This is a genomic window from Burkholderia sp. F1 (assembly GCF_050813845.1).
Taxonomy (GTDB): domain Bacteria; phylum Pseudomonadota; class Gammaproteobacteria; order Burkholderiales; family Burkholderiaceae; genus Burkholderia; species Burkholderia ubonensis.
The window spans coordinates 113,060-138,096 of record NZ_CP172423.1; the positions used below are offsets into that span (position 1 = coordinate 113,060).

At 64.8% G+C, this 25,037-nt stretch carries 22 protein-coding genes and 1 pseudogene; 12 read left to right on the top strand and 11 right to left on the bottom strand.

The window, feature by feature from the left end; all coding sequences use genetic code 11:
- Window positions 1–18 precede the first annotated feature (18 nt).
- The 3 genes from ACFIMZ_RS35135 to ACFIMZ_RS35145 are packed head-to-tail and all read left to right on the top strand — an operon-like array spanning window position 19 to window position 5,177.
- On the top strand, window positions 19–771 hold the full coding sequence (locus tag ACFIMZ_RS35135; protein WP_431825862.1) for a peptidylprolyl isomerase: 753 nt from the start codon (window positions 19–21) through the stop codon (window positions 769–771).
- Between the two features lie 18 nt (window positions 772–789).
- On the top strand, window positions 790–3,861 hold the full coding sequence (locus ACFIMZ_RS35140; RefSeq protein WP_431825863.1) for a peptidase domain-containing ABC transporter: 3,072 nt from the start codon (window positions 790–792) through the stop codon (window positions 3,859–3,861).
- A complete protein-coding gene (locus ACFIMZ_RS35145) occupies window positions 3,858–5,177 on the top strand; it encodes a sigma-54 interaction domain-containing protein (protein ID WP_431825864.1) in 1,320 nt (439 codons plus the stop codon). The genes ACFIMZ_RS35140 and ACFIMZ_RS35145 overlap by 4 nt, the downstream gene beginning before the upstream one ends.
- Window positions 5,178–5,202: 25 nt before the next feature.
- Here ACFIMZ_RS35145 and ACFIMZ_RS35150 read toward each other — a convergent pair whose 3' ends face one another.
- The gene (locus ACFIMZ_RS35150) at window positions 5,203–5,973 is read right to left on the bottom strand and encodes a PP2C family protein-serine/threonine phosphatase (RefSeq protein ID WP_431825865.1); all 771 of its coding nucleotides are present in this window, start codon (window positions 5,971–5,973) and stop codon (window positions 5,203–5,205) included.
- A gap of 34 nt (window positions 5,974–6,007) precedes the next feature.
- Complete coding sequence (locus ACFIMZ_RS35155) at window positions 6,008–6,292, bottom strand: hypothetical protein (protein WP_431825866.1); 285 nt, start codon at window positions 6,290–6,292, stop codon at window positions 6,008–6,010.
- Between the two features lie 480 nt (window positions 6,293–6,772).
- On the opposite strand from ACFIMZ_RS35155, the gene ACFIMZ_RS35160 reads away from it, so the two are divergent.
- Window positions 6,773–7,318 (top strand): lecithin retinol acyltransferase family protein, encoded by a 546-nt coding sequence (locus tag ACFIMZ_RS35160; protein WP_431825867.1) that lies wholly within the window; start codon window positions 6,773–6,775, stop codon window positions 7,316–7,318.
- 42 nt (window positions 7,319–7,360) lie between these two features.
- Window positions 7,361–7,603 carry a hypothetical protein gene (locus ACFIMZ_RS35165; protein WP_431825868.1) on the top strand — a complete coding sequence of 81 codons (243 nt, stop codon included), beginning with the start codon at window positions 7,361–7,363 and terminating at the stop codon, window positions 7,601–7,603.
- Window positions 7,604–7,633: 30 nt separating this feature from the next.
- On the opposite strand, the gene ACFIMZ_RS35170 is transcribed toward ACFIMZ_RS35165, so the two are convergent.
- Complete coding sequence (locus tag ACFIMZ_RS35170) at window positions 7,634–7,852, bottom strand: hypothetical protein (protein ID WP_431825869.1); 219 nt, start codon at window positions 7,850–7,852, stop codon at window positions 7,634–7,636.
- 279 nt (window positions 7,853–8,131) lie between these two features.
- Here ACFIMZ_RS35170 and ACFIMZ_RS35175 point away from each other — a divergent pair, with 279 nt between their 5' ends.
- Window positions 8,132–10,228: a protein kinase domain-containing protein gene (locus tag ACFIMZ_RS35175; protein ID WP_431825870.1), complete on the top strand. Its 2,097-nt coding sequence runs from the start codon at window positions 8,132–8,134 to the stop codon at window positions 10,226–10,228.
- A gap of 19 nt (window positions 10,229–10,247) precedes the next feature.
- On the opposite strand, the gene ACFIMZ_RS35180 is transcribed toward ACFIMZ_RS35175, so the two are convergent.
- Entirely contained in the window at window positions 10,248–10,706 is a 459-nt protein-coding gene (locus ACFIMZ_RS35180; RefSeq protein ID WP_431825871.1) for a (2Fe-2S)-binding protein, read from the bottom strand.
- Window positions 10,634–13,018 (bottom strand): molybdopterin cofactor-binding domain-containing protein, encoded by a 2,385-nt coding sequence (locus ACFIMZ_RS35185; RefSeq protein WP_431825872.1) that lies wholly within the window; start codon window positions 13,016–13,018, stop codon window positions 10,634–10,636. The genes ACFIMZ_RS35180 and ACFIMZ_RS35185 overlap by 73 nt, the downstream gene beginning before the upstream one ends.
- A gap of 282 nt (window positions 13,019–13,300) precedes the next feature.
- Here ACFIMZ_RS35185 and ACFIMZ_RS35190 point away from each other — a divergent pair, with 282 nt between their 5' ends.
- Together ACFIMZ_RS35190 and ACFIMZ_RS35195 are read left to right on the top strand one after the other, a co-directional pair.
- Window positions 13,301–15,634, top strand: a complete 2,334-nt coding sequence (locus tag ACFIMZ_RS35190) for a hypothetical protein (RefSeq protein ID WP_431825873.1) — start codon at window positions 13,301–13,303, stop codon at window positions 15,632–15,634.
- A 9-nt stretch (window positions 15,635–15,643) separates the two neighbouring features.
- Window positions 15,644–16,627, top strand: coding sequence for an NAD(P)/FAD-dependent oxidoreductase (locus ACFIMZ_RS35195; RefSeq protein WP_431825874.1), 984 nt, complete (start codon window positions 15,644–15,646; stop codon window positions 16,625–16,627).
- Window positions 16,628–16,781: 154 nt separating this feature from the next.
- On the opposite strand, the gene ACFIMZ_RS35200 is transcribed toward ACFIMZ_RS35195, so the two are convergent.
- Window positions 16,782–17,042, bottom strand: a complete 261-nt coding sequence (locus tag ACFIMZ_RS35200) for a hypothetical protein (protein WP_431825875.1) — start codon at window positions 17,040–17,042, stop codon at window positions 16,782–16,784.
- A 565-nt stretch (window positions 17,043–17,607) separates the two neighbouring features.
- Here ACFIMZ_RS35200 and ACFIMZ_RS35205 point away from each other — a divergent pair.
- Together ACFIMZ_RS35205 and ACFIMZ_RS35210 are read left to right on the top strand one after the other, a co-directional pair.
- Window positions 17,608–18,354, top strand: coding sequence for a hypothetical protein (locus ACFIMZ_RS35205; RefSeq protein WP_431825876.1), 747 nt, complete (start codon window positions 17,608–17,610; stop codon window positions 18,352–18,354).
- Between the two features lie 2 nt (window positions 18,355–18,356).
- The gene (locus ACFIMZ_RS35210; protein WP_431825877.1) at window positions 18,357–18,539 is read left to right on the top strand and encodes a hypothetical protein; all 183 of its coding nucleotides are present in this window, start codon (window positions 18,357–18,359) and stop codon (window positions 18,537–18,539) included.
- Window positions 18,540–18,745: 206 nt separating this feature from the next.
- On the opposite strand, the gene ACFIMZ_RS35215 is transcribed toward ACFIMZ_RS35210, so the two are convergent.
- Window positions 18,746–19,006, bottom strand: a complete 261-nt coding sequence (locus ACFIMZ_RS35215; protein WP_431825878.1) for a hypothetical protein — start codon at window positions 19,004–19,006, stop codon at window positions 18,746–18,748.
- A 447-nt stretch (window positions 19,007–19,453) separates the two neighbouring features.
- Here ACFIMZ_RS35215 and ACFIMZ_RS35220 point away from each other — a divergent pair, with 447 nt between their 5' ends.
- Complete coding sequence (locus ACFIMZ_RS35220; RefSeq protein ID WP_431825879.1) at window positions 19,454–20,191, top strand: BON domain-containing protein; 738 nt, start codon at window positions 19,454–19,456, stop codon at window positions 20,189–20,191.
- A gap of 75 nt (window positions 20,192–20,266) precedes the next feature.
- On the opposite strand, the gene ACFIMZ_RS35225 is transcribed toward ACFIMZ_RS35220, so the two are convergent.
- Window positions 20,267–21,232: a hypothetical protein gene (locus tag ACFIMZ_RS35225; protein ID WP_431825880.1), complete on the bottom strand. Its 966-nt coding sequence runs from the start codon at window positions 21,230–21,232 to the stop codon at window positions 20,267–20,269.
- A gap of 577 nt (window positions 21,233–21,809) precedes the next feature.
- Window positions 21,810–21,971, bottom strand: a complete 162-nt coding sequence (locus ACFIMZ_RS35230) for a hypothetical protein (RefSeq protein WP_431825881.1) — start codon at window positions 21,969–21,971, stop codon at window positions 21,810–21,812.
- A gap of 136 nt (window positions 21,972–22,107) precedes the next feature.
- Between ACFIMZ_RS35230 and ACFIMZ_RS35235 the strand changes: the two genes are divergently transcribed.
- Entirely contained in the window at window positions 22,108–22,965 is an 858-nt protein-coding gene (locus ACFIMZ_RS35235) for a hypothetical protein (protein WP_431825882.1), read from the top strand.
- Between the two features lie 16 nt (window positions 22,966–22,981).
- On the opposite strand, the pseudogene ACFIMZ_RS35240 reads toward ACFIMZ_RS35235, so the two are convergent.
- Window positions 22,982–23,185: pseudogene (locus tag ACFIMZ_RS35240) on the bottom strand (IS5/IS1182 family transposase); the annotation flags it as partial.
- Window positions 23,186–23,327: 142 nt separating this feature from the next.
- Window positions 23,328–25,031 carry a cyclic peptide export ABC transporter gene (locus tag ACFIMZ_RS35245; RefSeq protein WP_431825883.1) on the bottom strand — a complete coding sequence of 568 codons (1,704 nt, stop codon included), beginning with the start codon at window positions 25,029–25,031 and terminating at the stop codon, window positions 23,328–23,330.
- Window positions 25,032–25,037 lie beyond the last annotated feature (6 nt).

A 25,037-nucleotide genomic window follows, 5' to 3' on the forward strand; every position in this document is an offset into this window, starting at 1 on the left:
GGGACCAAGGGGAACGAGATGACGGCAATAGTGCGTATCGACGACGACGTGATCGGCACCGACGACTTCATCCGCGTGCTGAAGCTCACCGGCCAGTTCGAGGGCCTCGTCGAACAGCAGGTTCGCGACCGGCTGACGGTGATCGCGGCGCGGAAGATGGGCATGCAGGTGAGCCCGGAAGAAATCCAGGAGCGCGCCGACCAGTTCCGCCGCGTGCGCGGCCTGCACCGCGCCGCGGACATGAACCGCTACCTGGACGTGTTCGGCATCAGTCTCGACGAGTTCGAGCGCTTCATCACCGACACGCTGTATCAGGAGAAGACGTTCGACACGGTGTGCAGCGACGCGGCCGTCGAAGCGTACTTCAAGCTCAATTCGCCGAAATTCGACAGCATCGAGGTCAGCCACATCGTGCTGGATTCGGAAGGCAAGGCGCGCGAGATGATGGCGATCCTGGAGGACGACCCGGACTGCTTCGGCGACATGGCGCGCGAGCATTCGATCGCCGACACGAGCGAGCGTGGCGGCGTGATCGGCAAGGTGCTGCGCGGCTCGCTGAAGACGGATATCGAGGCCAAGGTGTTCAACGCGCATGTGGGCGACCTGCTCGGGCCGTTCGCGGCGCCCGACGGCTCGTTCTTCGAGATCTTCTCGGTCACCGCGAAGCACCCGGCCGCGCTCGACGCCGACGTCGCGTCGGAAGTGCGCCGCCTGCTGCGCGAGGAGTGGCTCGCCGAGCGCGCGCAGGAACACATCATCGAGGCACGCTGATCACGGAGAACCGCACCGATGGACGCACAAGCCCCCGCTCCGGCCAGCATCCCGTCGCTCGCGGAGTTTCTCGCGTCGGTGGAGCCGCTGTCGCTGTTCTCGCGCGACGAACTCGATCGCATGGCCGCGCATGCGCAGGTGCGCACCTACGCGTTCGGCGACACCGTGTGCAACCGCGGCGAACCGGCCGAGGGCCTGTATGTGCTGCGATCCGGGGCCGTGCGCCTGATCGCCGACGAGCGCGGCAAGGAAACCAGCGTCGGCGTGCGCAAGGAACGCGAGGTATTCGGCGAAATGGCGATGCTGCGCGACTGCTGGCACGAGGTGTCGGTGCGCGCGTCGAAGAAGACCGAGGTGCTGTGCATCCCGCGCAGCGCGATCGAGCCGGTCCTGCGCGACAACCCCGCCGCGCAGTCGTTCGTGACGAGCTATGTCGCGATCAGCTCGGCCGGCGGTTTCGTGACGCGGCTGTTCGACCTGCGCGGCAAGCTGACGCGCGCCGAGCTCGAGGAGTACGTGTCGAGCGTCGGCGTGAAGCGCGTCGCGGCCGGCAAGGAGATCGTCCGGCAGGGGCCGGGCGGCGACCTCCGGCTGTATGTCGTGCGCCAGGGCGAGGTGAGCGTGTCGTGCCACGAGGACGGCAACGACTATCCGCTCGCGACGCTCGGCGCGGGCGAGATCTTCGGCGAGCGCGCGTGCCTGCTGCGGCAGGAGCAGGCCGCGACCGTCACCGCCGTCACCGAGACGCGCCTGCTCGTGATTCCGGAAAAGACCGTGCACTTCATGCTCGAGCGCAACCCGAAATTGCGCGAGGTGCTCGAGGAGCGCATCCGCTTCGTCGACCAGGAATTGCAGCGGCAGAAGAAGCTCGCCGAACGGCGCCGCCGCCCGCTGCAGATCGACATCGGCGCCGACGCCGCGTTCGGCGAGCGCATGATCAAGCGTTTCGTGCTGGTCGAGCAGGCGGAGGAAATGGATTGCGGGGCGGCGTGCCTCGCGATGATCTGCCGTCACTACGGCATCGCGATGACGCTCGGCAAGCTGCGCGATCTCGCGAACGTGACGACGCAGGGCGCGACGCTCGACAGTCTCGCGCGCACCGGCGAGGCGGTCGGCTTCGCGACGCGCGGCGTGCAGTGCACGTACGAGGCGCTGCTCGGGTTCGACCTGCCGTTCATCGTGCACTGGGAGGGCTATCACTACGTCGTCGTGTACGGCGTGTCGAAGTCGTGGGTGCGGATCGCCGATCCGGCGCTCGGCTTCAGGAAGCTGAGCGTCGAGGCGTTCGAGCGCGGCTGGAGCGGCACCTGCCTGCTGTTCACCGCGAGCGCGACAGCCGCGGCGCCGGCGGAGTCGCGTTCGCCGTGGGTGCGCTTCATCGGCTACCTGCGCCCTTACCGGAAGATCCTCGCGCATCTGTTCCTGGCGACATTCGTGATCCAGGTGCTGGGCGTCATCCCGCCGCTCATCATCCAGAGCGTCCTGGACGGGGTGATCGTGCACCAGAACGTCCGCCTGCTGCACCTGCTGATTGCCGGGCTCGTGATTTCGCACGTGTTTACCCAGCTGATGACCACGATCCGCGCCCATCTGTCCAACTTCATGGTGCGCAGTCTCGACTTCGCGATGATGTCGCAGTTCTACAAGCACACGATGTCGCTGCCTTATTCGTTCTTCGCGCGCCGCAAGAGCGGGGACGTGTTCGCGCGCTTCCAGGAAAACCAGACGATCCGCGCGTTCCTGACGGAGTCCACCGTGACCACCGCGCTCAATCTTCTGATGATCTTCATCTACTTCACGATCATGTTTCTCTACAACGTGAAGATGACGCTGCTGCTGATCGCCTTCGTGATCCCGATCATGGCGCTCACGGCGCTCGCGACGCCGAAGCTGAAAGGCTATGCGCGCGAGGTGTTTGCCGCGTCCACCGATGCGAAGTCGCTGCTGATGGAGACGCTCGGCGGCGTCGAGACCGTGAAGGGCATGGGCATCGAGCGGTCGGTGCGGCTGAAGTGGGAGCGCAAGTATGCGAAGGCGCTCGACGTCCAGTACCGCGCGCAGGCATTCAACATCGTGGTGGCGCTGTGCAGCCAGTTGCTGAATGCGGCGACCACGATCGTGATCCTGTGGGTCGGCGCGAACCTCGTGCTCGCGCATGAACTCAGCATCGGGCAGCTGATCGCGTTCAATGCGTTCATGGGCAGCGTGCTGGCGCCGCTGATGGGGCTCGTCGGCATGTGGAGCCTGATGAACGACGCGGCGGTGGCGATGGAGCGGCTCGGCGACGTCCTCGACATCGAGCCCGAGCAGCAGCCGTCCGAACTGGCCTCGCGCGTGCTGCTGCCCGACCTGCAGGGCGACATCAGCTTCGACGGCGTGTATTTCCGCTATGGCGGCAACGAGACGCCTTACGTGCTCGAGGACATCAACTGCACGATCAAGCGCGGCGAGATGGTGGCGATCGTCGGGCGCAGCGGCTCGGGGAAGACCACGCTGGCGAAGCTGCTCGTGGGCTTCTATGCGCCGACGGACGGCAAGATCGTGGTCGACGGATACGACATGAGCGCGATCGACAAGGCTTACTACCGCGCGCAGATCGGCTACGTGATGCAGTCCAACCTGGTCTTTTCCGGATCGATTGCCGAGAACATCGCATGCGGCGACGCGAGCCCCGACTGGCGCCGCATGGAGGAGGTGGCCCGGATGGCCGACGCGCATGCGTTCATCAGCAAATTGCCGCTCGGCTACGAGCAGGTGGTGGGCGAGCGCGGCGTGGGCCTGTCGGGCGGCCAGATCCAGCGGCTCTGCATCGCGCGCGCGCTGTATCACGACCCGCGCCTGCTCGTGTTCGACGAGGCGACCTCGTCGCTCGACACGCAGTCGGAGAGCAACATCCTCGCGAACATGCACGAGATCCTGCAAGGGCGCACGGCGGTGATCATCGCGCACCGGCTCAGCACCATCATGCGCGCCGACAAGATCCTGGTCCTGTACGAAGGCGCGATCGTCGAACAGGGCACGCACGACGAGCTGGTCGCCCTGAAGGGCATGTATTACCAGCTCGTGCAGAAACAACTGGGTGCCGCATGAAACTCTTCGACCCGCACGGATTCGGCAACTCCGCGATTTCGTATGCCGGCCTGCTCGAGAAGATCGAGATCCTGCGCTCGATGCTGCGCTGGGCGCCGAAGCTCGAGCGCGCGGACATCGAGAAGCTGCTCAACCAGGCGAACGTGCTGCGCGACGAAGTCATGCAGATGTCGCGCAAGGAGCGCTTCGTCGAGGCGGCCGTGGCCGCGCCGCAGGCGCCCGATGTACCCGAAACAACGGAACCGGCCGCGCCTGCGGCGCACCGGCGCCGACAGGCGCTGGTCGAGCGCAGTTTCATCTTCGAGGGCATCTTCGGCGACAATCCGAAGCTGCTCGCCGCGCTCGAAATTGCCGAAAAGGCCGCACCGACCGATCTGCCCGTGCTGATCGACGGCGAGAGCGGGACCGGCAAGGAACTGATGGCGAAAGTCATCCATGCGAACGGGTCGCGCGCCGACCGGCCCTACATCTCGGTGAACTGCGGCGCGATTCCCGACAACCTGCTCGAATCCGAGCTGTTCGGGCATCGGCGCGGCGCGTTCACCGGCGCGTCGAACGATCGCAAGGGCAAGTTCGAGAGCGCGCACACCGGCACGATCTTCCTCGACGAAATCGGCGAGTTGCCGCTGTCGGGCCAGGTCAAGCTGCTGCGCGTACTGGAATCGCACGAGATCCAGCGGGTCGGCTCGGACGAGCCGATCACCGTCGATACGCGCATCGTCGCCGCCACCAACAAGAATCTGCGGCAATTGAGCGAACAGGGGCTCTTTCGCGAGGATCTGTTCTACCGGCTGAGCGTCATTCATTTGACGTTGCCGGCGCTGCGCGAGCGGCGCGACGAAATTCCGCTGCTGCTCGCGTACTTCGGCGACGAGGCGGCAGGCGCGCTGAAGCGCCGGCCCATCAAGACGACGCCGAAGCTGCGCGACTTCCTGCTCGCCTACGCGTATCCGGGCAACATCCGCGAGCTGCGCAACCTCGTCTACCGGCTGTCGTGCCTGGCCGGCGAGGTCGCGGATATCGAGCACCTGCCCGAGGACATCCGTCCGAAGACTGCGTCGACCGTCGTTCGTGCGACGGAAGACGGTGCGCCGGGCAGGCCGATGTCGCTCAGCGACGCGAAGCGTGCCGCAAGCGACGAGGCGGAGCGCGCGTTTCTCGAGCGCGGGCTGCAGGAGACCGGCGGAACCGTGGCCGAACTGGCGCGCCGTTGCGAGATGAACCGGTCGCACCTGCAGATGCTGCTCAAGAAGCACGGCATCCATTCGAAAGCGTTCCGTCATCCGGACGGCACGACGCCCGACAAGGGGGCGTGAACGCAACGCGCGCCCGCTTGCCGGTTCAGCGTCGCACGGCGGGATTGGCGAGCGTCTGGTCCGACGCATCGGGATCGTCGGCGCGGATCACGATGGCGGTGACGTTGTCCCTGCCGCCCTCGCGCAACGCGAGGTCGACGAGCGCGTCCGTTGCGCGCGCGCAATCGCCGCACGCGAGGGCGGCCGAGATGTCGGCTTCGTCCATCTCGTTGCTCAGGCCGTCGCTGCACAGCAGGAACATGTCGCCGTCGCACACGTCGATGCGTCGTTCGTCGAGATGCAGCCGCTCGGCGGCGCCGACGGCGCGCGTGATCAGGTGCTGTGACGGGTGATGGCGCGCCTGCTGGGCGCTCAGGTGGCCCTGCGCCTGCAGCTCCGCGACGTGGCTGTGATCGAGCGTGAGCTGCGTGAGCTGCGCGTCGCGGTACAGGTAGATCCGGCTGTCCCCGGCCCAGAGCCAGCCGCATTGACGGCCGCTCGCCAGCAGCACCGCCACGGTGCTGCCGATCATGCGTACGCCGCGCTGGGCGGCCGATTCGCGCAAGCGTGCGTTGACGGTATCGAGCGCGGTGCGCGCTGCCTCGATGAAGTCCGCCAGCGTGGCCGGGGCGGCCAGCCGTTCCAGCGCACGCACGATCGTCCGACTCGCGAGGTCGCCGGCCGAATGGCCGCCCATGCCGTCCGCAACGGCCCACAGGCCACGGTGCGGCAACGCGAGGCAGTCGTCTTCGTTGATCTCGCGAACCCGGCCCACATCAGTGCGTGAAGCCGAAGTCCATTGCAGTTCTGCGCTCACGGCGCGCCATTCCTTTCATTAGTGTGAACGGGCCCTAGACGAGCCGGTTCCTGCCGTCTGCGCCGACCCCGACCACGATGTTCGCGCCGGCCGCCGAGTTCGCGACGTCGACATTCTGGATCTGGTTGAGGACCTGGTTCGCGTAGAACGTGTTGTACGTCTGATAGAGATTGACGACGGGCCCGAACGCCGGAGCCGGCGGCGCGTAGGGCTGGATCCAGCCGAATACCCACGGCGCGCCCGCGCCGCGGATGAACGACATCGTCTTGCGGTCGATGTCGCGCTGCATGTGAAGGTCGGTAATCGCGAGCGAGGTCATGATGAGTCTCCGAATGGGGGCTTGCCGAAGGACCGGTACCCAATACGTGCAAACCTCGTGCCATGCGTGACGCAACCCGCGTGCGCTGCCCGGGCGCGTGCGTCGATCCGGTGAGCGCCGCACGCGGCAAGGCAGGGCGCCATCGACACGCGTTCCCTGCATGCTAGTGCGTCGCGGCCTTGTCCCGCAATGGTCGTGCGCAAGCCAACAGTTGCGCCCGCGAGCGTAGCCGCGAAACCGACACCTGCGCCGGCGGACGCAGACGGCTGCCCGACGCGCCGACTGGTGCTGTCGCGCCAACAAAATCCCCATCGAATGGTTGGCCGCGCGACGACAGCGCCGCGCCCGGTTCGCCGGGCGTTTCCCGTCACGCGTTGCGCGACGGGCTCCGGAGTATTGGCACGCTTGATGCAGGTTAGTTGGCAACCGGCTGACCCTTCGGCAACACGGGCGGCCGCCAACCCGCAGACGGAGCCAGTCATGAAACGCGACCTTCAACCAGTGAACAGCGCCGTGTCCCACGTGGCGGCTGGCGCTGCCGAGGCGATCGCGCATGCGGCTTCGCGGTCCGTCGGCGACGCGGCACTGCCGCTCGGCGCGCACCTGGTTTCCGATCGCGCCGGCTACAGCCATCACGGCATCTATGTCGGCGACGGGCGTGTCGTTCACTACGCGGGGCTTTGCGCGTCGCTGCATCGCGGCCCGATCGAGGAAGTCACGCTCGAACGCTTCGCCGCCGGTCACGCGGTGCGCATCGTGCCGCATCCGTGCGCGGCGTATGCGGGGCGCACCGCGGTGCTGCGCGCGCGTTCCCGCCTTGGCGAAAACCACTACCGCCTGCTGACGAACAACTGCGAGCACTTCTGCACGTGGTGCCTGGAAGGCACCGGCCACAGCGAGCAGGTTCGCACGTGCGTCATGCATCCGCGCACGGCACTGCGGTTCGCGCTGTCCGTCTGCCGCGCGCTGATCGTCGCGCGGCGGGCGGGCGGACGGTGCGCGGCGGGCGCAATCGCGGTCGCGTGAGCGACGTCCCGACGCGGTCGACATCGCCACCAGGGGGCTCAAATGAACGGAACCGGATCATCCCTGCGCATGCAGGTCGACAAGTGGCTCGCGCCGAGCGCGTGCGTGCCGGCGCGCGTCGTGCGTTTCAGCCGCATGCCTGCACAACGGCGTCGCTATGTCTGCGTCGAGGCCGCGCATCCGGCCGGCACGATCGCGATCTTTTTCTTTCGTCACGACGACGGCTCATGGTGCGTGTTTCCGCCGGCCGATCGGCGGCTCGCGATGACGACGCGAGCGGCCTGACCGCGCGCGCCGAGCCCGGCTGGGTGTCCGTCAACGCAACAGCGTCGGACGCGCCGCGGATGCCGCTGCTTCGGCCACCGGTGTACGCGTCAACGCAGCGCCGTGTGTGTCGGTGTGCAGATACGGGAAGGTCTGCGGCGCGAGCATCGTCTGATGCGCGCGGACCATCGCGCCACCCGTGATGGCGGCCATCGCCTGCCGGTCGAGGTCGACGCTTTCGGGAAGATCGTTGATGACGAGAACACCCATGGTCTGCTCCGCGGAATCGGATGGGAGAAGGGCAGCCACGCAGCATCATGCGATGCGCCGGCGTAGCGGGGATCTGTCCAGTATAGGTTTCGCCGCACGGCCGCGCGCGCGCTGCCGGAAATCTAGTTCCGGCACCGATTGCACAGGGCGTTGGCGCAGACTAGTATGATTTGTTAGACATCCTGTCAGAAGGCCGGCGCGGCGCGCCGTCGAATTCGTCTGACGATGGTGTGGCGCCGAAGCGGGTCGGCAAGCTGAAGCTGAGTAGACGGCATACGAATGATGAGCTTTACGCAGCTGATTCAAACATTCCAGAGCGGGGCGCTGACTCAGGAGGCGTTCTTCTCGGAGATCGACCGGGTGCTGGCGACCGATCAGGTCGATTGCGCGCAGCTGCGCGAAGTGCTCGACCAGACGCAAACCACGCAGCCGCTGTCGGACGAGATCTATGCGGAAGTGCTGAGGCGCATCGAACGGTGTCGCGACAAGACGGCATCCGCCGGCGACGCAACCCGGATCCAGGAGGGCCCGCTTCAGGCGGAGGCTCGTCCAGGCACGCCGCCCGGCCCGTCGAGCGGCGCAGCGTTCGTCGACAGCGAGCGCGTGAAAGGCATCGGCGATACGCTGAACGGGCGCTTCGTGCTGGAGGAGTGCCTCGGTGTCGGCGGGATGGGTACCGTGTACAAGGCGCTCGACCTCCGCAAGCTGGAGGCTTCGGATCGCAAGCCGCACATCGCGATCAAGGTGCTCAACGTGCAGTTTCGCGGCCAGCCGACGTCGCTGATCGCGCTTCAGCGCGAAGCCCGCAAAGCGCAGACGCTCGCCCATCGCAACATCGTCACCGTCTACGACTTCGATCGGGACGGCCCGCTCGTCTACCTCACGATGGAGTATCTGTCGGGCAAGCCGCTCAGCAAGGTGCTGCGTGCGCCGGGCTTCACGGGCATGCCGCTCGATGCCGCATTGCCGATCATCGCCGGCATGGGCCACGCGCTGGCGTATGCGCATGAACGCGGCTTCGTCCACTGCGATTTCAAGCCCGCCAACGTATTCCTCACCGACAGGGGCGAAGTGAAGGTGATCGACTTCGGGATTGCCCGCGCATTCCAGCGGCGCGACGAGGATCCCGACGTGACGGTGTTCGACCCGGCGAGCCTTGGCGGCATCACGCCGGCCTACGCGAGCCCGGAGATGTTCGAGCATCGCGAACCGGATCCGCGCGACGACGTCTATGCGCTCGCGTGCGTCACCTACGAATTGCTGACCGGACACCATCCGTTCGATCGGCTGTCGGCCACCCAGGCGCGTCACGCCCACTTGCGGCCCGAGCGCCCGCCCGGCCTCGATCGTACGCAATGGCGAACCTTGAGCGCTGCGCTGTCGTTCGACCGCGCGACGCGCACGCCTGGCGTCAACCTGTTCCTGGAGGGCATGGGCGTGCTCACGCGCCGTACGCCGGCATCGGGCGCACGCGTCGGGGCGGCCGTGGGCGCTTGCGCGCTGGCGGCGATCGCGGTGCTCTGGTACGGCTACCAGGCGCTTTCGCGCAGCGGCGAACGGCGCCCCGCGGCGGACACGCTCGCGCACGCGCCTGCAAGCGGAGGGAATGCCGCGAAGACGGGCGCCGCGGCCGGCAGCGCGCCCGCGGCCGTCGCGAACGCCGCACCCGCTGCCGCCAGCGAGCCGCCGCCGGCGCCGGCGATCTCGCTGCCATCCGTGATGGCTGCGCTGGCGCGCATCCCGTGTTCGGCGCTGGATGCATCGGTGCAGGATCACGTGCTGCAGGTGCGGGGCTATGTGGAATCCGGCGTCGGTATCGGGCGGCTGCGAACCGCGCTCGGCGGCATGCCGGGCGGGCAGACGGCGAATCTCGATGTGCGTCCGATCGATGCCCACAATTGCGAGGTCGTGAGCGCGCTCGCCCCGTACTGGCGATCGAATCGGGCATCGCCACACACCGCGTCGATCCGCACGCGGCCGCCTGACGCGCATCTCGCGGAAGGCAACCCATTGGTCATCGACATCACGACACCCGGTTACGACTCGTACGTGAACGTCGATTATTACGTGCTGAACGGGAGCGTCGTGCATCTCGTGCCGAGCAGGCACGCACGCGACAACCAGGCGCCGCCGAATTATTCCGCCACGATCGGCAGCATGGGCGACTGGGTGATCGGCAAGCCGTTCGGGACCGAGATGATCGTGCTCCTCGTGACGCCCGCGCCGCTGTTCGACGGGATTCGCCCGCCATCCGAGCCGCGCGCCGCCTATCTCGCGGCAATCGATCGGCAATTGAAGCTGTTCGAGGCCAAGTACGGCGCCGAGCGCATTGCCGCCGATTTCGTCCAGATCACGACGCATGCCGGCGGAAAATGACCGGCCGGATTCGTCTCCGTCAGCGGCCCAGCGCTTCCGCCGCCTTGTGAATGGCCTTGCGGATGCGGGGAAACGTGCCGCACCGGCATGCGATGTTCTTCATGGCCTCGTCGATCTGGCGGTCGTCGGGGCGAGGGAACCGCATGAGCAGGGCCGTGGCGGCGACCAGCTGGGCGCTCTGGCAATAACCGCATTGCACGACGTCGACGGCGATCCACGCGTCCTTCAGTGCCCGCGCTTCAACGCCGTCGAGTCCTTCGACGGTCGTGATGCGCGCGCCGTCCAGCGTACCGACCGGGATCCGGCAGGCCGGCACGGCCTGATCGTTCAGCAGCACCGTGCATGCACCGCAGATCCCGACGCCACAGCCGAACTTCGTGCCGGTCAGCTTCCGTTCGCACCGAATCACCCAGAGCAGCGGGGTGTCGGGCTCGGCATCGAGGTGAGCGGGTTCCCCGTTGATACGGACTGACACCATCGGTCGTCTCCTTGCTGAGGCAGGGGCGGCTTGACGAGCGGCAGCGTGCGATGGCGCACACCCGTGAGCGCATACAGTGCATTCGCCACGGCCGCTGCAATCGGCGGCGTGCCCGCTTCGCCGACGCCGTGCGGCTCGGTCCCGCCTGCCATGACTTGCGTGACGATCTCGGGACACGTTTCCATGTTGACCAGCGGGTAGCTGTCGAAATAACGCTGCGCGACCTGTCCTTTCTCGATCGTGATCGCCTGCTCCAGCGCGGCCGACAGCCCGAAGATGATCCCGCTTTCCATCTGCTGCTCGACGAGGTTCGGATTCACGGCCAGCCCGCAGTCGATCACGCAGACCACGCGCGTCACGCGAGAGCCGTCACCTTCCTGCCGGACTTCGGCGACTTGCGCGACCACGCTGCCGAACGCTTCGTGCATCGCCATGCCGCGCGCGCGCCGCGCGCCGGTCTCGTCACGCCATGCCGGCGGCGAACGCCAGCCGGACAGCGCGACGAGCGCCCGCAACACGGTCGCATGGCGCTGGTGCGCCGGCTGCTTCAGCATGTCGAGGCGAAACTGGATCGGGTCTTTCCGTGCAAGCACCGCCATCTCGTCGATGAAGCTCTCGACGAAGAATGCCTGATGCGCGTGCCCGACGGAGCGCCAGTAGCCGACGGGAACCGGGAGCGCCACCGTATTGTGCTGGATGTGAACGTTCTCGCATTCATAGGGCTGGTCGAATGCGCCTTCCGCCGTCGTGGCGTCGGGCAACAGCTTCGCGGCGATGTCCGGCATGCCGAAGGTGCGGGGCATCGCCTGCGCGCTGACCGACTGGCTCGCCGATATGCCTTTCCATGCGATCAGCCGGCCGCTCGCGTCGATGGCGCCGCTGTATCTCGCCACACAGGCCGGGCGGTAGAAGTCGTGCGTTATGTCCTGCGGGCGCGACCAGATCGTCTGCACGGGCCGCCCCTTCGCATGGCGCGCGATGGCGGCGGCCTGCGCGATGAAGTCGACCTCGAGCCGCCGGCCGAATGCCCCGCCGATCAATTGCTGATTCACGACCACCTTGTCTTCGTCCAGGCCCAGCAGCGCCGCGACTGCCTTGCGCGCCAGCATTGGAACCTGCGTGCCGACCCAGATCGTTGCCGAGCCGTCGTCGACCCGCACCGTGCAATTCATGGGTTCCAGCGGCCCGTGCGCCAGATAGGGCACCTCGTACTGCGCGACGAACGGCTGCGCGTGGCTCAGCACGGCATCGGCGTCGCCGGCGGCGTAGAAGACGTGGCGGCCCGCGTCGCCGTCGAGGGCGCGCGTCAACGCCGCGCGGACATCCTCGCTATTCACGCCGGCAGCCGGCCCATGGTCCCACGTGACCGACAACTGGCACAACGTCCGCATGGCGATGAACGGGTTGTCCGCAATGACGGCAACGCCGCCCGTTCCGCCGTTGTACGGCTCGATCATGAAGATGCCGGTCACGCCTTGCAGGCTGGCGACCCTGGACTTGTCGAAATCCAGCGCCCTTCCGCCAAGCGTCGGACACATCGTGACGCTCGCATACAGGAGCTTGTCCGGAAGCGCATCGATGCCGAAACGCGCGCCGCCGTCGAGCTTCGAGCGCGCCTCGATGCGGCCCAGGCTTTTCCCGACGAGCGTGAACGTCTTCGGGTCCTTGAGATCGACATGCGTCGGGCGCGGCACGTCCCGCGCGAGCCGGACGAGTTCGCCGTACGTCGCCGAGCGTCCCGACCGATGCAGCACCAGGCCGGCCTTCGTCTCGCATTCCGCGACGGGCACGCCCCAAAGCTTCGCTGCGGCGCCGCGCAGCATGACGCGGGCCGTGGCGCCCGCCTCGCGCATGGGCCCCCACAGATCGATCATGCTCGTCGATCCTCCCGTCACCATCGAACCCGCATAGCGGGCTGCGCGACGCGCCAGCGCCGCCATGCCGCGAGCGAGCAGGCCGTCATCATCGGGACGAAACGGAAGGCCCTCGGCGAGGGTTTCACGGTCCTTGTAGATCGTGTCGAGCGCGGACATGACGATGCGGACCCGGGACCAGTCCGCATCGAGCTCTTCCGCCAGCAGCATGGCCGCGCCAGTATGTATCCCCTGGCCCATTTCGGCTTTGCTCATGACGATCGTCACGTCGTTAGCGGAACTGATCATCACCCAGCCGTTCAGCGGCACGTCGACGCGTGATATCGCCAGCTGCGCGGGTATCTCCAGCCGGTCGTCGGGGCGCCACCATGCCCAGCCGATCACCAGCATGCCCGCCGCGCCCGCACTGCCCAGCAGGAAGGTTCTGCGCTTCACCATGATGTGGCTCGCCGACATGTGTTGATCGAGTCGCCGCGCCTTCGACGATTCAGGTCGCGCGCCTCGATAATTCAATGTCTCAAACACAATCCGTCATTTCTTTGCAGCTGCAATCACCTATATTAGTCACTGGCGTCGGCGACTGAGAACCTGAATGTGATGCGCGTTTGAAACACATGCTGAAAACGCGGGCTGCTGCGGCCGGATGGATATGCCGGGCATGCGGGCCGCGAAGCGCATCGTGCCACCCGCTTCGAACGGACCACCAACCGGAGGTCGTTGATGCTTGTCGACGAGGTTCACGCGTTGCTGCTTGGTCTGTCGGCTCCGTGGCGAGAAGCGTTCAAGCGTCACGGTCTCGACCTGTCCGATTCGAGTACGCCCGAAGAGACAGCGAATCGGCTGCGCCAGCCGCTGCCGATCGATTGGGACGATCCCCGCATTCATGATCTCTGCCCGAACACCGAGCGGGCGATCGAGCCCGGCGACCCTGCGCGCAGCCTGATCTATCACCTGCTTGCACTGTCCGAGTGTCCGTCGCCGGATGGTGGCGTGCGCCTCGAAGCGATCGATTTGCTGGAGAACTACATCGATTCGCTGGCGCCGTTGCCGCCCGACTGGCGGACGCTGGACATCGCGGTGCTCGCTTACCAGTACCGGCCGGCGCGCCGTACCGGACATCAGCAGCATGCGGACCTCGTGTTCTCACGGCTCGGCATTGCGCGCAACGGCGACGTCGACGCACGCTATGACGAGCAGACCCGCAGTTTCGTGCCGCACGTGCGGGACGGGATCGCGCATGTCCGCGCGATGCCGGCGCGCTATGGCGCGTTCCTCGTCCGCCGGGTCACCGGTCCCGACACGCTCGCGCTGATCGAAGGCAAGCAAGCGGGCGACGATCAGCGAACGTTCATCGAACCCGTGCGCAAGCTGTTTCCCGATGAATGCCTGTCCGGACTCCGGTTGACGTTGAGGTATGGCCACCGCCATGTCGGCGAGAAGCTGAAGCGGGCCGTCGAGGCGCCCTGGGGTGTGCGGCCGTCGCCGCCGGGCGATCCGGACGACGCACCGTATGCTGTCTGCTGTCAGGACCTCGGCGAGGCAACGCCCGCCGGCCCGGACGCGCCGGCAGTCACGCTGAAGCGCTCGGGCGCGGCCGTGCTGCTGATACCGGCCGCGCGAGCGCTGATCGAGCCGGTGACCCCCGCCAACTTCGGCGTGCCGGCTCAATGGCGACTGGTGCCGCTCGCCAACCGGCGCTTCACGACGATGAGAATCATCACGAGCCTGTGGACGCTGGCGCTGGCCGCCATCGACGACGTGCGGCAGCAATATTTCCCGCATTTCGCGCCCGGATGGCTTCGATTTCCCGAACCCCGCAACGCGCCGGAGTTCATCAACATCCGCCACAAGACGCATGAGGATGGCACCTACGCGGATATGCGCGCACATCCCGCCAACCGGCGGGACTTTCTCGCGGAAGTCGGCAAAGGCGGCTACCGCGCGCAGTTGTTTCTGGATCACTGCACCGAAGGGGTCGTGACGATCCAGATCGCCGAGCTGGCGGAACACGTGGTGCGCCCGGCCTATTCGGTCGTCGCCGCGCCGGATTTCTATCCGTACGCCGACCAGGCGGAGCTGCAGCGCTGGTTCACGGAACGGCAGATCGATCCGAAGTCGCAGTTCAGAAGCGGCTCGCCGATATCGCTCAGCGCCGAGCGCCTCGCGGCCAATCCCGCGCACATCGATCCGTTCAGGAACACGCAGGCGTTTTCGCCGAATGACGGGACGGTCGCTGTCGCGTTCAGCCGTGCGGCACGCGCAACGCGTCGGCGCGACAGGGACGTGCATACGCCGCGCATGACTTCGTTTCTGTCCGACGCGTCTTCGGGGGTCTTCGCGCCTGGCTGGGACGTCACCTACGCGGGCAACCGGCGGGGCATCTTCCTCGCCACCTTCGGATTGGGCAGCCCGTTCGCCGAAGATATCAAGCTCTGCGCGGCCTCGAACAGCTTCTGGCCTGCCGTGAGTCCGGATGCGTCGAGAACCTTCAATCGGGCCGACGCGCCGACCGCCATCCCCATGCTTGACCATGAACTCGGCCTGCACCCGTGTCATCCGCTGGTCGCGCGTGGCGACGAGTCGAATACGCGGCGCGGCTGGGACGGCGAATACGGCCCGTACCTGACGCCCGACGGCAGCGTGGATTACGCGGACATCGAACGCTCGGACTACGTCGCGAACGCGCTGCACGGCGAGATGCTGTACGGCGCATTCGAGCATGTCGATTCCGCCGAGCTGATTCGGCGGATCAGTGCGTTGCGCCATGCCGTCGCCGCATGCGACGACGGGCAAACGCCTTCGCATACGAAACTGTGGCTGGTATCCGCACGGGCGTTTCGCGAAGCCGGCGACGCGGACGCTCCCGGCGATGCCCGGCGCTATCGCTTTCTTTTTGTTCTTCCTGCCGATGATGATGCGGCGCCGGAGCAGCACACGCCGGGACGGCTGCGCGTGCGCTACGGGCAGGCGATCCGTTGCGATGCGACCGAGGCGCGGACGGTCGGGCAGGTACTGCGCTGCGTACCGGGGCCCGACGCACTCGGGCTTTACTGAGCGATCCTGATGAATGCGCTTGACGTGCTCGTCGTCGGCGACGGGCCTGCCGGATGTGCAGCAGCGATCGCCGCGGCGAGAGCGGGCGGCAACGTGGGGATGCTGGGTCGCGGGCGTTCGCGCGCGGCGCCGGAATGCGTGTCCGGCGCCGCGCTCGCGCTGCTCGATCGACTGGCGCCGAGTCTGGCCCGGCAACCGGATGCCTGGCTCGATCGCCAGGCCGATCCGCAGCGGGGACGTGCGGTCATACGCAGCCGCCTCGACGACGGCTTGCGCGCCGAAGCGTTGGCTGCAGGGGTTCGCTATTCGCGCGCGCCCGCCGGCGGACTTGTGTCGCGTGTCGAGCACGGAACGGTCGCCGGCATCACGCACGGCGGCGGCGATGTCGGCGCAAGCGTCGTGATCGACGCGACCGGCATCAACAGGTGGCTGCGCCGCGCGATTCGGCTCGATGTGGCGACCGACTCCGCGCCGTTCTGGCTGCGCCGCGGCTACGCGCGTGCACACGGGGCCCGCATCGGCACGCACTGGCACATCGCGCGTGATGGCTGGCTATGGTTGAGAGCAACGTCCACGCTTCAGATCTGGACGTCGCTATCGACGCTGCGCAATGGTGATAGCGCGTGGCCAGTGGATACAACGCCGGTCGGACCGGTGTGGCGCGAGTGCAGGCGCTGGCAGTGCCTGCGCCAGGCGGCGGGGCCGGGCTATGTCGTGTGCGGCGATGCGGCGGGCTATCTCGACCCCGCGACAGGAGACGGTTTGCGTTTCGCCATCGCTTCCGGCTTGCGCGCGGGAGCAATGGCCGTCGAGATCACGCGTCATCCCGATCGGGCGAGCGTGCTGGCCGCGCTGTACTGCGACTGGGTGACACAAAGCTACGAGCGCAGCAGAGCGGTGCTGGCGCAGAGTTACGCGCGTGCCGGGCTGGATATCGGGTGGCGCGACCCGGTGCGTCGATCGGATGACCGCTCGGCGGTTCATGCTCCGTGAATGCCGGCTTCGTCTTTGTCCTTGCAAGGAAGCCCGCCAACGGAGAACGGCTTGGCGGGCTTTAAACGCCGCGAGGACAAGCCCGCGGCGGTCGGAGCGCTTCGGTACAACGTTATCGAATGCGGCTACCACGGCGACGAAGCAGGGTGAATGCTTACAGGCCCAGTTTCGCAATGACCTCGCCGCCGAGGTTGTTGATCGAATTGGTCACGCTGGTGACATCCTGGTGCGTCGATGCATCGACCTGAGTGACCGGGGCCGTAATGGTACTGGGGCTGGCGAACGAGAATCCGTTGCCGCCGGCGATGTAGTTGACCCCCATGTTCTGGAACACGCTACCACCGCTGACGGAAGCCATTTCCTTGCGGCTGAGTTCGTGGGCGCTGGACAGGTCGTTGATCATCAGTGCGGACATGGTAAATCTCCTTGAGTTTGCTTCAGGTTGGGAAAGAGCACGTTTCGTTGCGCTCGCTGCTACAAACGCACGGGACGTGCCAGGCCCGGCCCGTGTCCGCGGAGGGGTGTCTAACCGCATGAAAACAAACGAAATGTGATCTGCTCGCCGCCATGTCGCATGGTCCGCCGAGCAAGATTGAAGAACCGCGATGTCGGGTTCTCCCAAACAATCTCCGTGGCAACTGTTTTCTCCCGCCCAACATGAAACGGGGCGTGGCGCTCGAGAACGGTAAGCAACCGAACAAGGCCGTCTTGATGTGCTGAAGGTGGCTGGCAAAGACAGTGCCCGCAAAATATCTCGTTTATCGCGGGAAACCGTGGAGCCTTGTGGAGCGTTGCGCCGCATCTGCCGTCGACCGCGAGAATCGCGGCCGTACACTGACGACCGTAGTACGCTTACCACCAACCTACCCTAATGCTCACGATGCAGCGGAGAATGCGAGCGGAGCAACTGGAACTCCTGGCTGCGGTACGATGCGGCCTCAACGCTGGAAGGTGAAAGGAAGATGTCGCTACGGAAAGGTATGCGTGTTGCGCTGTGGCTTGCGAGCGCTTGTGGTTTCATGGGACTGGCAGGCGTCGTCGTTGCGGACGCATCGGCTGTCGAGCCCGGTGAGTATTTCTACGTCGAAGGCGGCCACGCGCATGGCGCGCTCCTCGTGAAGGGAAGCCGATTCACGCTCGATACGATTGGCGCCAACTGCCACACCTGCTCGCTCACGGGCATGCTCAAAGGCAACGTGGGTGTGGCGAGTGATGGCGGCGAAACATGCCGCATCTCGATCACTGGCGACCACGGTGCGCTGAAGGTCGATTCCGGCGGTGCCGATGCGTGCCGTTCGTATTGCGGCGCACGTGCGATGTTCGACGGCGAGTATCGGCAGCCGCCCGCAGCGTGCACGGACCGTTCGCGCGCTGCGCGACTCGCGCAGGCACGCGCTCAGTATGTGAAGAAGAACTACGCGGCGGCCGAAGTGGCATTCACATCGCTGATCGGAGAGTGCGCGAGTGACATGGACTGGATCGAGGTCGATCGCGTGCGCAGCGACCTCGCGCTGACGCAATACCATCTCGGCGCGCGTGCAAAATGCCTCGCGACGCTTTCGCAGACGATGGCGATGCGCAATCACGATGACGGCGACAAGGAGCGCGACGCGTCGTTCGGCCTGCCCCCTTGCGACGCGGATAACTACCAGTCGACGGGGAAAGCGATCCTGCACAACGCGGCGCTGTGCAAGGCGCCTGTTGCGGCGCGCGGCGGCACGAACTGAGCGTGAGCCGGGTCGAGCGCGCTTATTGTGTCGGCAAGGTTGCGTGTATGCTGCGCGGCAACATCTCGTCGAACCCAATGGCCGCAAGTGTGATGCAGGGGCTGGTCGCGCAGCCGGTGCTCAAGGCGCCGGGGCGAAGGCCGCAGGCGAAGAGTTGCCGCTGGGCGCAGGTCAACTGCGCATAACCTGCAACTCCGCAAAACACCGCATGTCGGTGACGCACGCCGCTGATCGGGGCGGGCTGCGCTGGTGCCGGCTATGCAAGGCAGCCCGCCAACGGAGAACGGCTTGGCGGGCTTTAAACGCCGCGAGGGCAAGCCCGCGGCGGTCGGAGCGCTTCGGTACGACGCTATCGAATACGGCTACCACGGCGACGAAGCAGGGTGAATGCTTACAGGCCCAGCTTCGCGACAACCAGGCCGCCGAGGTTGTTGATCGAATTGCTCACGCTGGTGAGGTCGAGGTGCGTCGACGCATCGACCTGGGTAACCGGGGCCGTAATGGTGCTGGGGCTGGCGAACGAGAATCCGTTGCCGCCAGCGATGTAGTTGACCCCCATGTTCTGGAACACGCTACCACCGCTGACGGAAGCCATTTCCTTGCGGCTGAGTTCGTGGGCGCGGGACAGGTCGCTGATCATCAGTGCGGACATGATATATCTCCTTGAGTTTGCTGCAGTTTGAAAAAGAGCACTTTTCGTTGCGCTCGCTGCTACAAACGCATAGGACGTGCCAGGCCCGGATCATGCGCGAAGATGGGTGCCTAACCTCATGAAAACAAACGAAATTCGATCCGATTGCCGCCATGTCGCATGGCCCGCCGGGCAAGATTGAAGAACCGCGATGTCGGGTTCTCCCAAACAATTTCCCCGGCAGCTGTTTTCTGTCGCCCAACATGAAACGGGGCGTGGCGCTCGCGACGCGCGTCGAGGACATCCGTGTGCGGCAGCGGCAGCCGTCACGCGACCTGTCCCGCCCGACGCTTGTCCTGGCGGCACGGTTCCTATAATTGACGGTACAGCGACCGCCGGATGCAGCAAACGCCTTTTCAGTCCGGGACCGACGGCGCTGCTTCATTCAACCTTTGCGCGAGGCAGATCATGCAACGCAGCGAGACGGTCTTGAAGCAGGTGATGGCGGCCTTTGAACACGAATCTCACCTGAAGCTCCACAATCATCCCATTCACATGAGTATTGACGGCGACGCGTTGACCGTGTCGGGCGAGGTGCCCGATATCGCATCGAAGAAGCGCCTGCTCTCGCTGACCCACGCGCATAGCGGCGGGATGCCGCTGGTCGATCAGCTCCGTGTGGCGGCCAATCCGCCGATGGGCGATGGCGAACTGCGCACGCGCATTTGCGAGCGGCTCGCGCAAGCGGTCGATTTTCGCAATTGTGTGATTTGCGCACGCGTCAAAGGGCAGCTCGAGGTGCTGCGCGGCACCATGGATCAGGCGGGTAACGAGGGCTGCGGCGCGATCGAGGTGACGGTCGAAAACGGTGTCGTGAGGCTGACAGGGCAGGTGATCAGCCTGTCTCACCGGCGCCTTGCAGGCGTGATTGCGTGGTGGGCGGGCAGCTGCCGCGATGTGGTGAACCTGCTGGAGCTGGTACCCGCCGAAGCCGACGGCGACGAGGAGATTTCCGAAGTGATGCATCTCGTGCTGGAAACGGATCCCCGCGTGCGCGCCGACCAGATCACCGTCAACGTGAAGAATCACCAGATCACCCTGGCCGGCTGGGTCGCGACGGATGCGGAAAGGCTGATGGCCGAACAGGACGCCTGGTGCCTGGATGCGGTCGAGGGTGTCGTGAATCGTATCGAAGTGAGCGCGTGACGCCGCGGCGTCGGGACACGCAGGAGGCGGCGCTGTCATGGCGGGCCCGATCGCCCGGGACAGCGCCGGCACGCGTCATTCGCGCTTGAAATATGCCGCGTCCTTGTCGCGGCCCAGCGCGGCCGCAATGGCGAGCGGGTTCAAGCGGCGCACCACGTCGGGCTCGCCGGGAGCGGTGGCCTTCGCGCCGAGTGTCGAAAGATCCACGGAGGCGTTGAAGTTGACGAAGAGGAAGCCGTGGTCCGGGTCGTTCGCGATCAGCGATTCGACTTTCTTCAGGATGTGCGGCGGGATCTGCGCGTCCTCGAGCACGACTTCGGCGCGGGACGGGCTGGTGTGTTCCCGTTCGGCACGCGCAAAGAACAGATCGACGTCGCCTTGCATCAGCGCGGATTCCTTGGTCAGGCCGGCCTTGAGCATCGCTTCCCCGCCGGTCTTGCACTGGTCGAGAAAGCGCTGGAGGATGTCCTTGGGCGGCCTGGCATCGGCGGCCTGCCAGTCGTCGACCGATCTGGCCAGCATGTTCACCCAGTCGGTTTCACGCTCGACACCGAAGAGCGGATAGAGCCGCGTGCTGTATCGCGGGCAGACGACCGACGCCGGCACGAAACGCACGTCGTAGTTCGATTGTCCCCAGGCCAGCTCGTCCTGGCTGTAGCGGGGCTCCTTGATCGAATCGAGGAGGGACCGCTTGATCCAGGTCGTGGTGGTGTCGTGCGTGTCGTCGAATTGCCGGCTGTCGAGCGCGAAGGTGGGGCTCAGGATCAGCGCGAGCAGAAAGCACGCGATCCAGGCCAGCGCTTGCACGGGCACGGACGGTTTGGGGCGGTCCTGCACGATGCGCTGGGTGGTGACATACCAGATGGGCACGGTGGCGAAAAGCATGCAGCCGCCCAGACAGGCCATCTCAAGAATGTGGTTGAACGCGCCGACGATCAGCATGGCCAGGCCGATCCATCCGGGCCAGCGCAGCAGCGTGCGCCGCGACGCGGCACGCCAGTTGAGGAGATCCTGGACGGGAGTGGGGGAGTCTGTCGTCATGTGTGTTCTTGTCGTAATGCGTCTATCGCGCCGGCCTGCGCGGTTTCCGGCGCGACGCGCGTCATGGTCGGATTGAAGACGGAGGATACGTCGGGCTGGGCGGCAACTGCGGCATTTTAATATGCAACGGAAAATGCATGCCTGTGGAAAAAAGGAAAATCCATGGCGTATGCTGACGATCGTTTTTGTGGATTCGCCCACCCGTGAACGAACAATTGAGTTTGACATAAGCGGTAGCGCCACAAGGGTACCCCGGCGCCGGCCATCTCGCACCGTTGCCGGATAGCCGCTTTCGGCCGATTCTGTTGAAAAACCCGGCTCAGGCGACGACCATAACCCGCTTTCGCTTGCGATGAGGTTCGGTTGATTCGATGCATCCGACTTCGAGGGAGCTTTCGCCCCGCGTCGCATGGCTAGACCGCCATCGCAGTCATTTCTTCGCCGAGCGGCGCCAACCACCTAGCCATTCGTTGCAGGTTTTGCGCACGCGGGGGTTACTGACGTGTGGAACAGGCGCCGCATCACATGAAGACGCCAAGCACGTCTTGAACACGCGCGGCGGCGTGATACAGGACGTTCATGTCGATCCGGCTGAGGGGGCTTGGCGGCGCTGGCGCTGACCGCTGCGGGCGTGCGGATTGCCTGACGTGGTCACCGTTCCCGTATCAATCGGCGCGTGCATCACGGCATCGGCTATGGAGTTCGCGTTGCGAAAATTCACCACGCGTTCGTCAACCATCAGGAACGATCGGTCGTTGTTCCGAATGCGCTACCTGACTGAAAGCGCTGGGTGGCAGGGAACGCGATAGCCTTTCATCCTGAAAAGAAGAGGCTGTGTCATTGCATGATCTCGTGATTGTTGGAGTCGTAACTTTATGTGGAAGCATTCGTTGCTCGCCCGCTGCATCTCGGTATCAATTGCCCTCGTGATGGCTGGCTGTACGGTCATCGCGGATGAGCCGATGGCCCACGAGACGACTTCCAGGCCGACGAAAACGCCGATTGCCACGTTCCCGCGCGGCAGCGGCTTCATCGCCTTCAACGGAAACCGATACGCCAACGCCGCCTATCTCGACGGGATGGGGCTCGTGCCCTTTACGTCGATATACGATGTCTGGAACTTGTCGTGCGATGCAACCAAGTGCTACCACGTACCGACCGAGAGCCAGTTCAAGAAGGTGCTTGCAAGCTATGTGTCTGAATTCCGGTCGAGCGAATTCATTGCGTTCGATTTCGAGAAGATCGTGATAGATGCGGCGCGATCGGAAGCGCAAGCCTATAACGAAGTGGCGCTGTTCGAAAAATTCATCGCCTGGACGCGGGAGGCGTACCCGAACGCCCGGCTCGGCATGTACGACTATGATTTCAATCCGAAATTTCGCAACATAAGGGCGACGCTTTATCAGGCCGGCGGATTTGACTTCTTTGCGCCGACCATGTATCAGCGATGGCCAAACCATAGCCTCTGGCGCACGAACCTGAAGGCCGTCGCTGAAAATGACCGGGCCATCAACAGATCGCTTCCTGTGTATGCCTATGTGTCGCCCTACAAGGACGGCCTGACCGAGCACGGTTTTCTGGGCGATGACGAATGGCTGGACGAGTTGTCCGACGCAGGAAGAACCATCAACGGCGTGATCGTGTGGACGCAAAGCTCGCCTGCCGACCGGCTGGATACGAATCAGCGCTGGCTGGCAGACTTGCAGCGGATGATTTCCAGTGCCAGGAATTAGGAGTCGCAAACAAAACGAAGGCTGCAAGCCAGGCATGTGTGCGCTCGATAACTCGGCGCCGCTCACCAAGCGGGCTGTTCTTCGCGATGCCTCGGCGAACGATGCGTGGACTGATTCCCTGTTTGCGCAAATGCCGGCGGCATCGAGCGAAGTCATGGCCGTTGTCGGCATGAAGCTTGTCAGGGTGGCTACACGCGCGAATGCCAGGTAGATCCTGGATGGTCGTTGTGGATTTCCTGACAGTTCGTCCCGGACCCGGCAAGCAATTCGTACGCGTCGACCGCGAAACGCTCGCTGCCCGCACGCGAGACGACCTTTCCGGGCCCGGCAACGCGGGCTTCACGGGTTGACCCGCCACTTGATCACCCTGCGGCCCTGGATCGGACGGCATACATGGCCGTATCGGAGGAAATGCGGCCGCTATCCAGGCGAATGACGCGATCCGCCAGTTTGAAATACTGATCGTCGTGGGTAATGATGATCACGCATTTCCCACGGGATTTCAGATCGGGTACCAGCACCTCATAGAAAAATCGCTTGAAGACCGGGTCCTGATCGGCAGCCCATTCGTCCAGGATATAAATCGGGCGATCCTCGATGTAGGCGCAAAGCAACGCCAGTCTCTTGCGTTGCCCTGTCGATAAAGCCCTGGTCGTCGAGTAGGTCTTGCCGTGAATCTCGACTTTGTCGGCCAGCTTCAGGGTTTCAAGGTATTTTTGGGCGAGTTCGATGCTTGTGTTTTTCTGGTCCGGCCCAATGATTCGATTGAACAAATGGAAATCGGTGAATACTGCGGAAAACAGGTTCCGGTACCGTTCGCGGGCGTCGTCGTCGATGATTTTCCCATCGAGGGCAATATGGCCTTCGGTAGGCGCATAGAGGCCGCTGAGTATCTTGGCCAATGTGCTTTTGCCGCTGCCGTTTCCGCCGATGACATAGACAAGCTCCCCGGCATGAATCGTCATGTTGATGGGGCCAAGCACAAAGTCGGTAGACGACTCATGGTCACGGTAGTTCATCTTCACATCTTTCAACTCGACGAGTCGCCATGATTTCGCCGGTGAGGATTCCTTCGCGCCCGGAGGGAACGGTTTTTTCGATGAGTCTTGCGTGTCATCGATCAAGAAGCCGAACTCCGCCAGTCGCGCGAGAGCCGTCTTGCCTTCGGCCATGATCGGCAGAATATTGATCAGCATGGTCAACGGCCCCATCATGTAAAGAACGGCCAGAATGCTCGCCGTGAGTACGGAGGGGTCGACGACGCCGAGAGAAGGTACGCCGAAAAGCAAGCATCCGAGCAGGACCGCTACGGTGATTTGACCGATGCTGTCGCCGCTCATGAACCAGAGGCGTTCTATGTAGTTGTATCCCGCCACGCGCTTCGATGACAATTCGATCGCCGCCTTGGTGAACCAGCGCTGTCTGGCCCGGTTGAGTTTGAGTTCCTTGATTCCGAACACGAGGCCGTGAGTATATTCATTGAACTGGACGAACTCGTCACGGACTCTTTCGGTGAAGTTGACCGCCCTTCGGTAGAAAAACAGATAAAGCACCAGGCCGACGATCGTCAGGATCATCGTCGACGCGAAGACAATCCAGGAGAGATAGGCCAGATAGACGATGCTGCATATCAAGACGACGGATTGAACGATGATCGTCGGGATGGTGAGCAGTGTCTGGCTCAGCTGCGGAATGTCCTGTGTCAGCATGGTCAGGACATTGGGGGCGCCGCGCCTGTCGATTTCATCCAGCGGGGTCGCCAGGATCCTCTTGCACAAGTTGACGCGCAATTTCGTCATGACCTTCATGCAGACGTAGGATGGCATCGCGGCAGCCGCGCTCCTGCAGAAGACCGCAATGCCGTTCACCGCAATGAATATCAGCAACAGCGTCTGTCGATCATCCTGGCCATGAAGCGCCTTGCTGATCAATCCGACGCCCACGATCGACGCAATGCCGCTGATGAGGCCGGTAAGGACCGTGCCCAGGGTCAGCCAGGGATGACTGCGCCACATCAGGGTGACGGCTGAATGCCACGGCGGCGATTTATCTTGAGCGGAGTCCATGGGTCG

Bases quoted from the DNA above. Each gene is read 5' to 3' on its own strand.
- ACFIMZ_RS35190 (WP_431825873.1), top strand. From the start codon at position 13,301: ATGCTTGTCGACGAGGTTCACGCGTTGCTGCTTGGTCTGTCGGCTCCG.
- ACFIMZ_RS35170 (WP_431825869.1), bottom strand. From the start codon at position 7,852: ATGGGTGTTCTCGTCATCAACGATCTTCCCGAAAGCGTCGACCTCGAC.
- ACFIMZ_RS35235 (WP_431825882.1), top strand. From the start codon at position 22,108: ATGTGGAAGCATTCGTTGCTCGCCCGCTGCATCTCGGTATCAATTGCC.
- ACFIMZ_RS35225 (WP_431825880.1), bottom strand. From the start codon at position 21,232: ATGACGACAGACTCCCCCACTCCCGTCCAGGATCTCCTCAACTGGCGT.
- ACFIMZ_RS35245 (WP_431825883.1), bottom strand. From the start codon at position 25,031: ATGGACTCCGCTCAAGATAAATCGCCGCCGTGGCATTCAGCCGTCACC.
- ACFIMZ_RS35205 (WP_431825876.1), top strand. From the start codon at position 17,608: ATGCGTGTTGCGCTGTGGCTTGCGAGCGCTTGTGGTTTCATGGGACTG.
- ACFIMZ_RS35230 (WP_431825881.1), bottom strand. From the start codon at position 21,971: ATGGTTGACGAACGCGTGGTGAATTTTCGCAACGCGAACTCCATAGCC.
- ACFIMZ_RS35135 (WP_431825862.1), top strand. From the start codon at position 19: ATGACGGCAATAGTGCGTATCGACGACGACGTGATCGGCACCGACGAC.
- ACFIMZ_RS35180 (WP_431825871.1), bottom strand. From the start codon at position 10,706: ATGGTGTCAGTCCGTATCAACGGGGAACCCGCTCACCTCGATGCCGAG.
- ACFIMZ_RS35220 (WP_431825879.1), top strand. From the start codon at position 19,454: ATGCAACGCAGCGAGACGGTCTTGAAGCAGGTGATGGCGGCCTTTGAA.
- ACFIMZ_RS35160 (WP_431825867.1), top strand. From the start codon at position 6,773: ATGAAACGCGACCTTCAACCAGTGAACAGCGCCGTGTCCCACGTGGCG.
- ACFIMZ_RS35185 (WP_431825872.1), bottom strand. From the start codon at position 13,018: ATGGTGAAGCGCAGAACCTTCCTGCTGGGCAGTGCGGGCGCGGCGGGC.
- ACFIMZ_RS35165 (WP_431825868.1), top strand. From the start codon at position 7,361: ATGAACGGAACCGGATCATCCCTGCGCATGCAGGTCGACAAGTGGCTC.
- ACFIMZ_RS35145 (WP_431825864.1), top strand. From the start codon at position 3,858: ATGAAACTCTTCGACCCGCACGGATTCGGCAACTCCGCGATTTCGTAT.
- ACFIMZ_RS35200 (WP_431825875.1), bottom strand. From the start codon at position 17,042: ATGTCCGCACTGATGATCAACGACCTGTCCAGCGCCCACGAACTCAGC.
- ACFIMZ_RS35175 (WP_431825870.1), top strand. From the start codon at position 8,132: ATGATGAGCTTTACGCAGCTGATTCAAACATTCCAGAGCGGGGCGCTG.
- ACFIMZ_RS35215 (WP_431825878.1), bottom strand. From the start codon at position 19,006: ATGTCCGCACTGATGATCAGCGACCTGTCCCGCGCCCACGAACTCAGC.
- ACFIMZ_RS35195 (WP_431825874.1), top strand. From the start codon at position 15,644: ATGAATGCGCTTGACGTGCTCGTCGTCGGCGACGGGCCTGCCGGATGT.
- ACFIMZ_RS35155 (WP_431825866.1), bottom strand. From the start codon at position 6,292: ATGACCTCGCTCGCGATTACCGACCTTCACATGCAGCGCGACATCGAC.
- ACFIMZ_RS35140 (WP_431825863.1), top strand. From the start codon at position 790: ATGGACGCACAAGCCCCCGCTCCGGCCAGCATCCCGTCGCTCGCGGAG.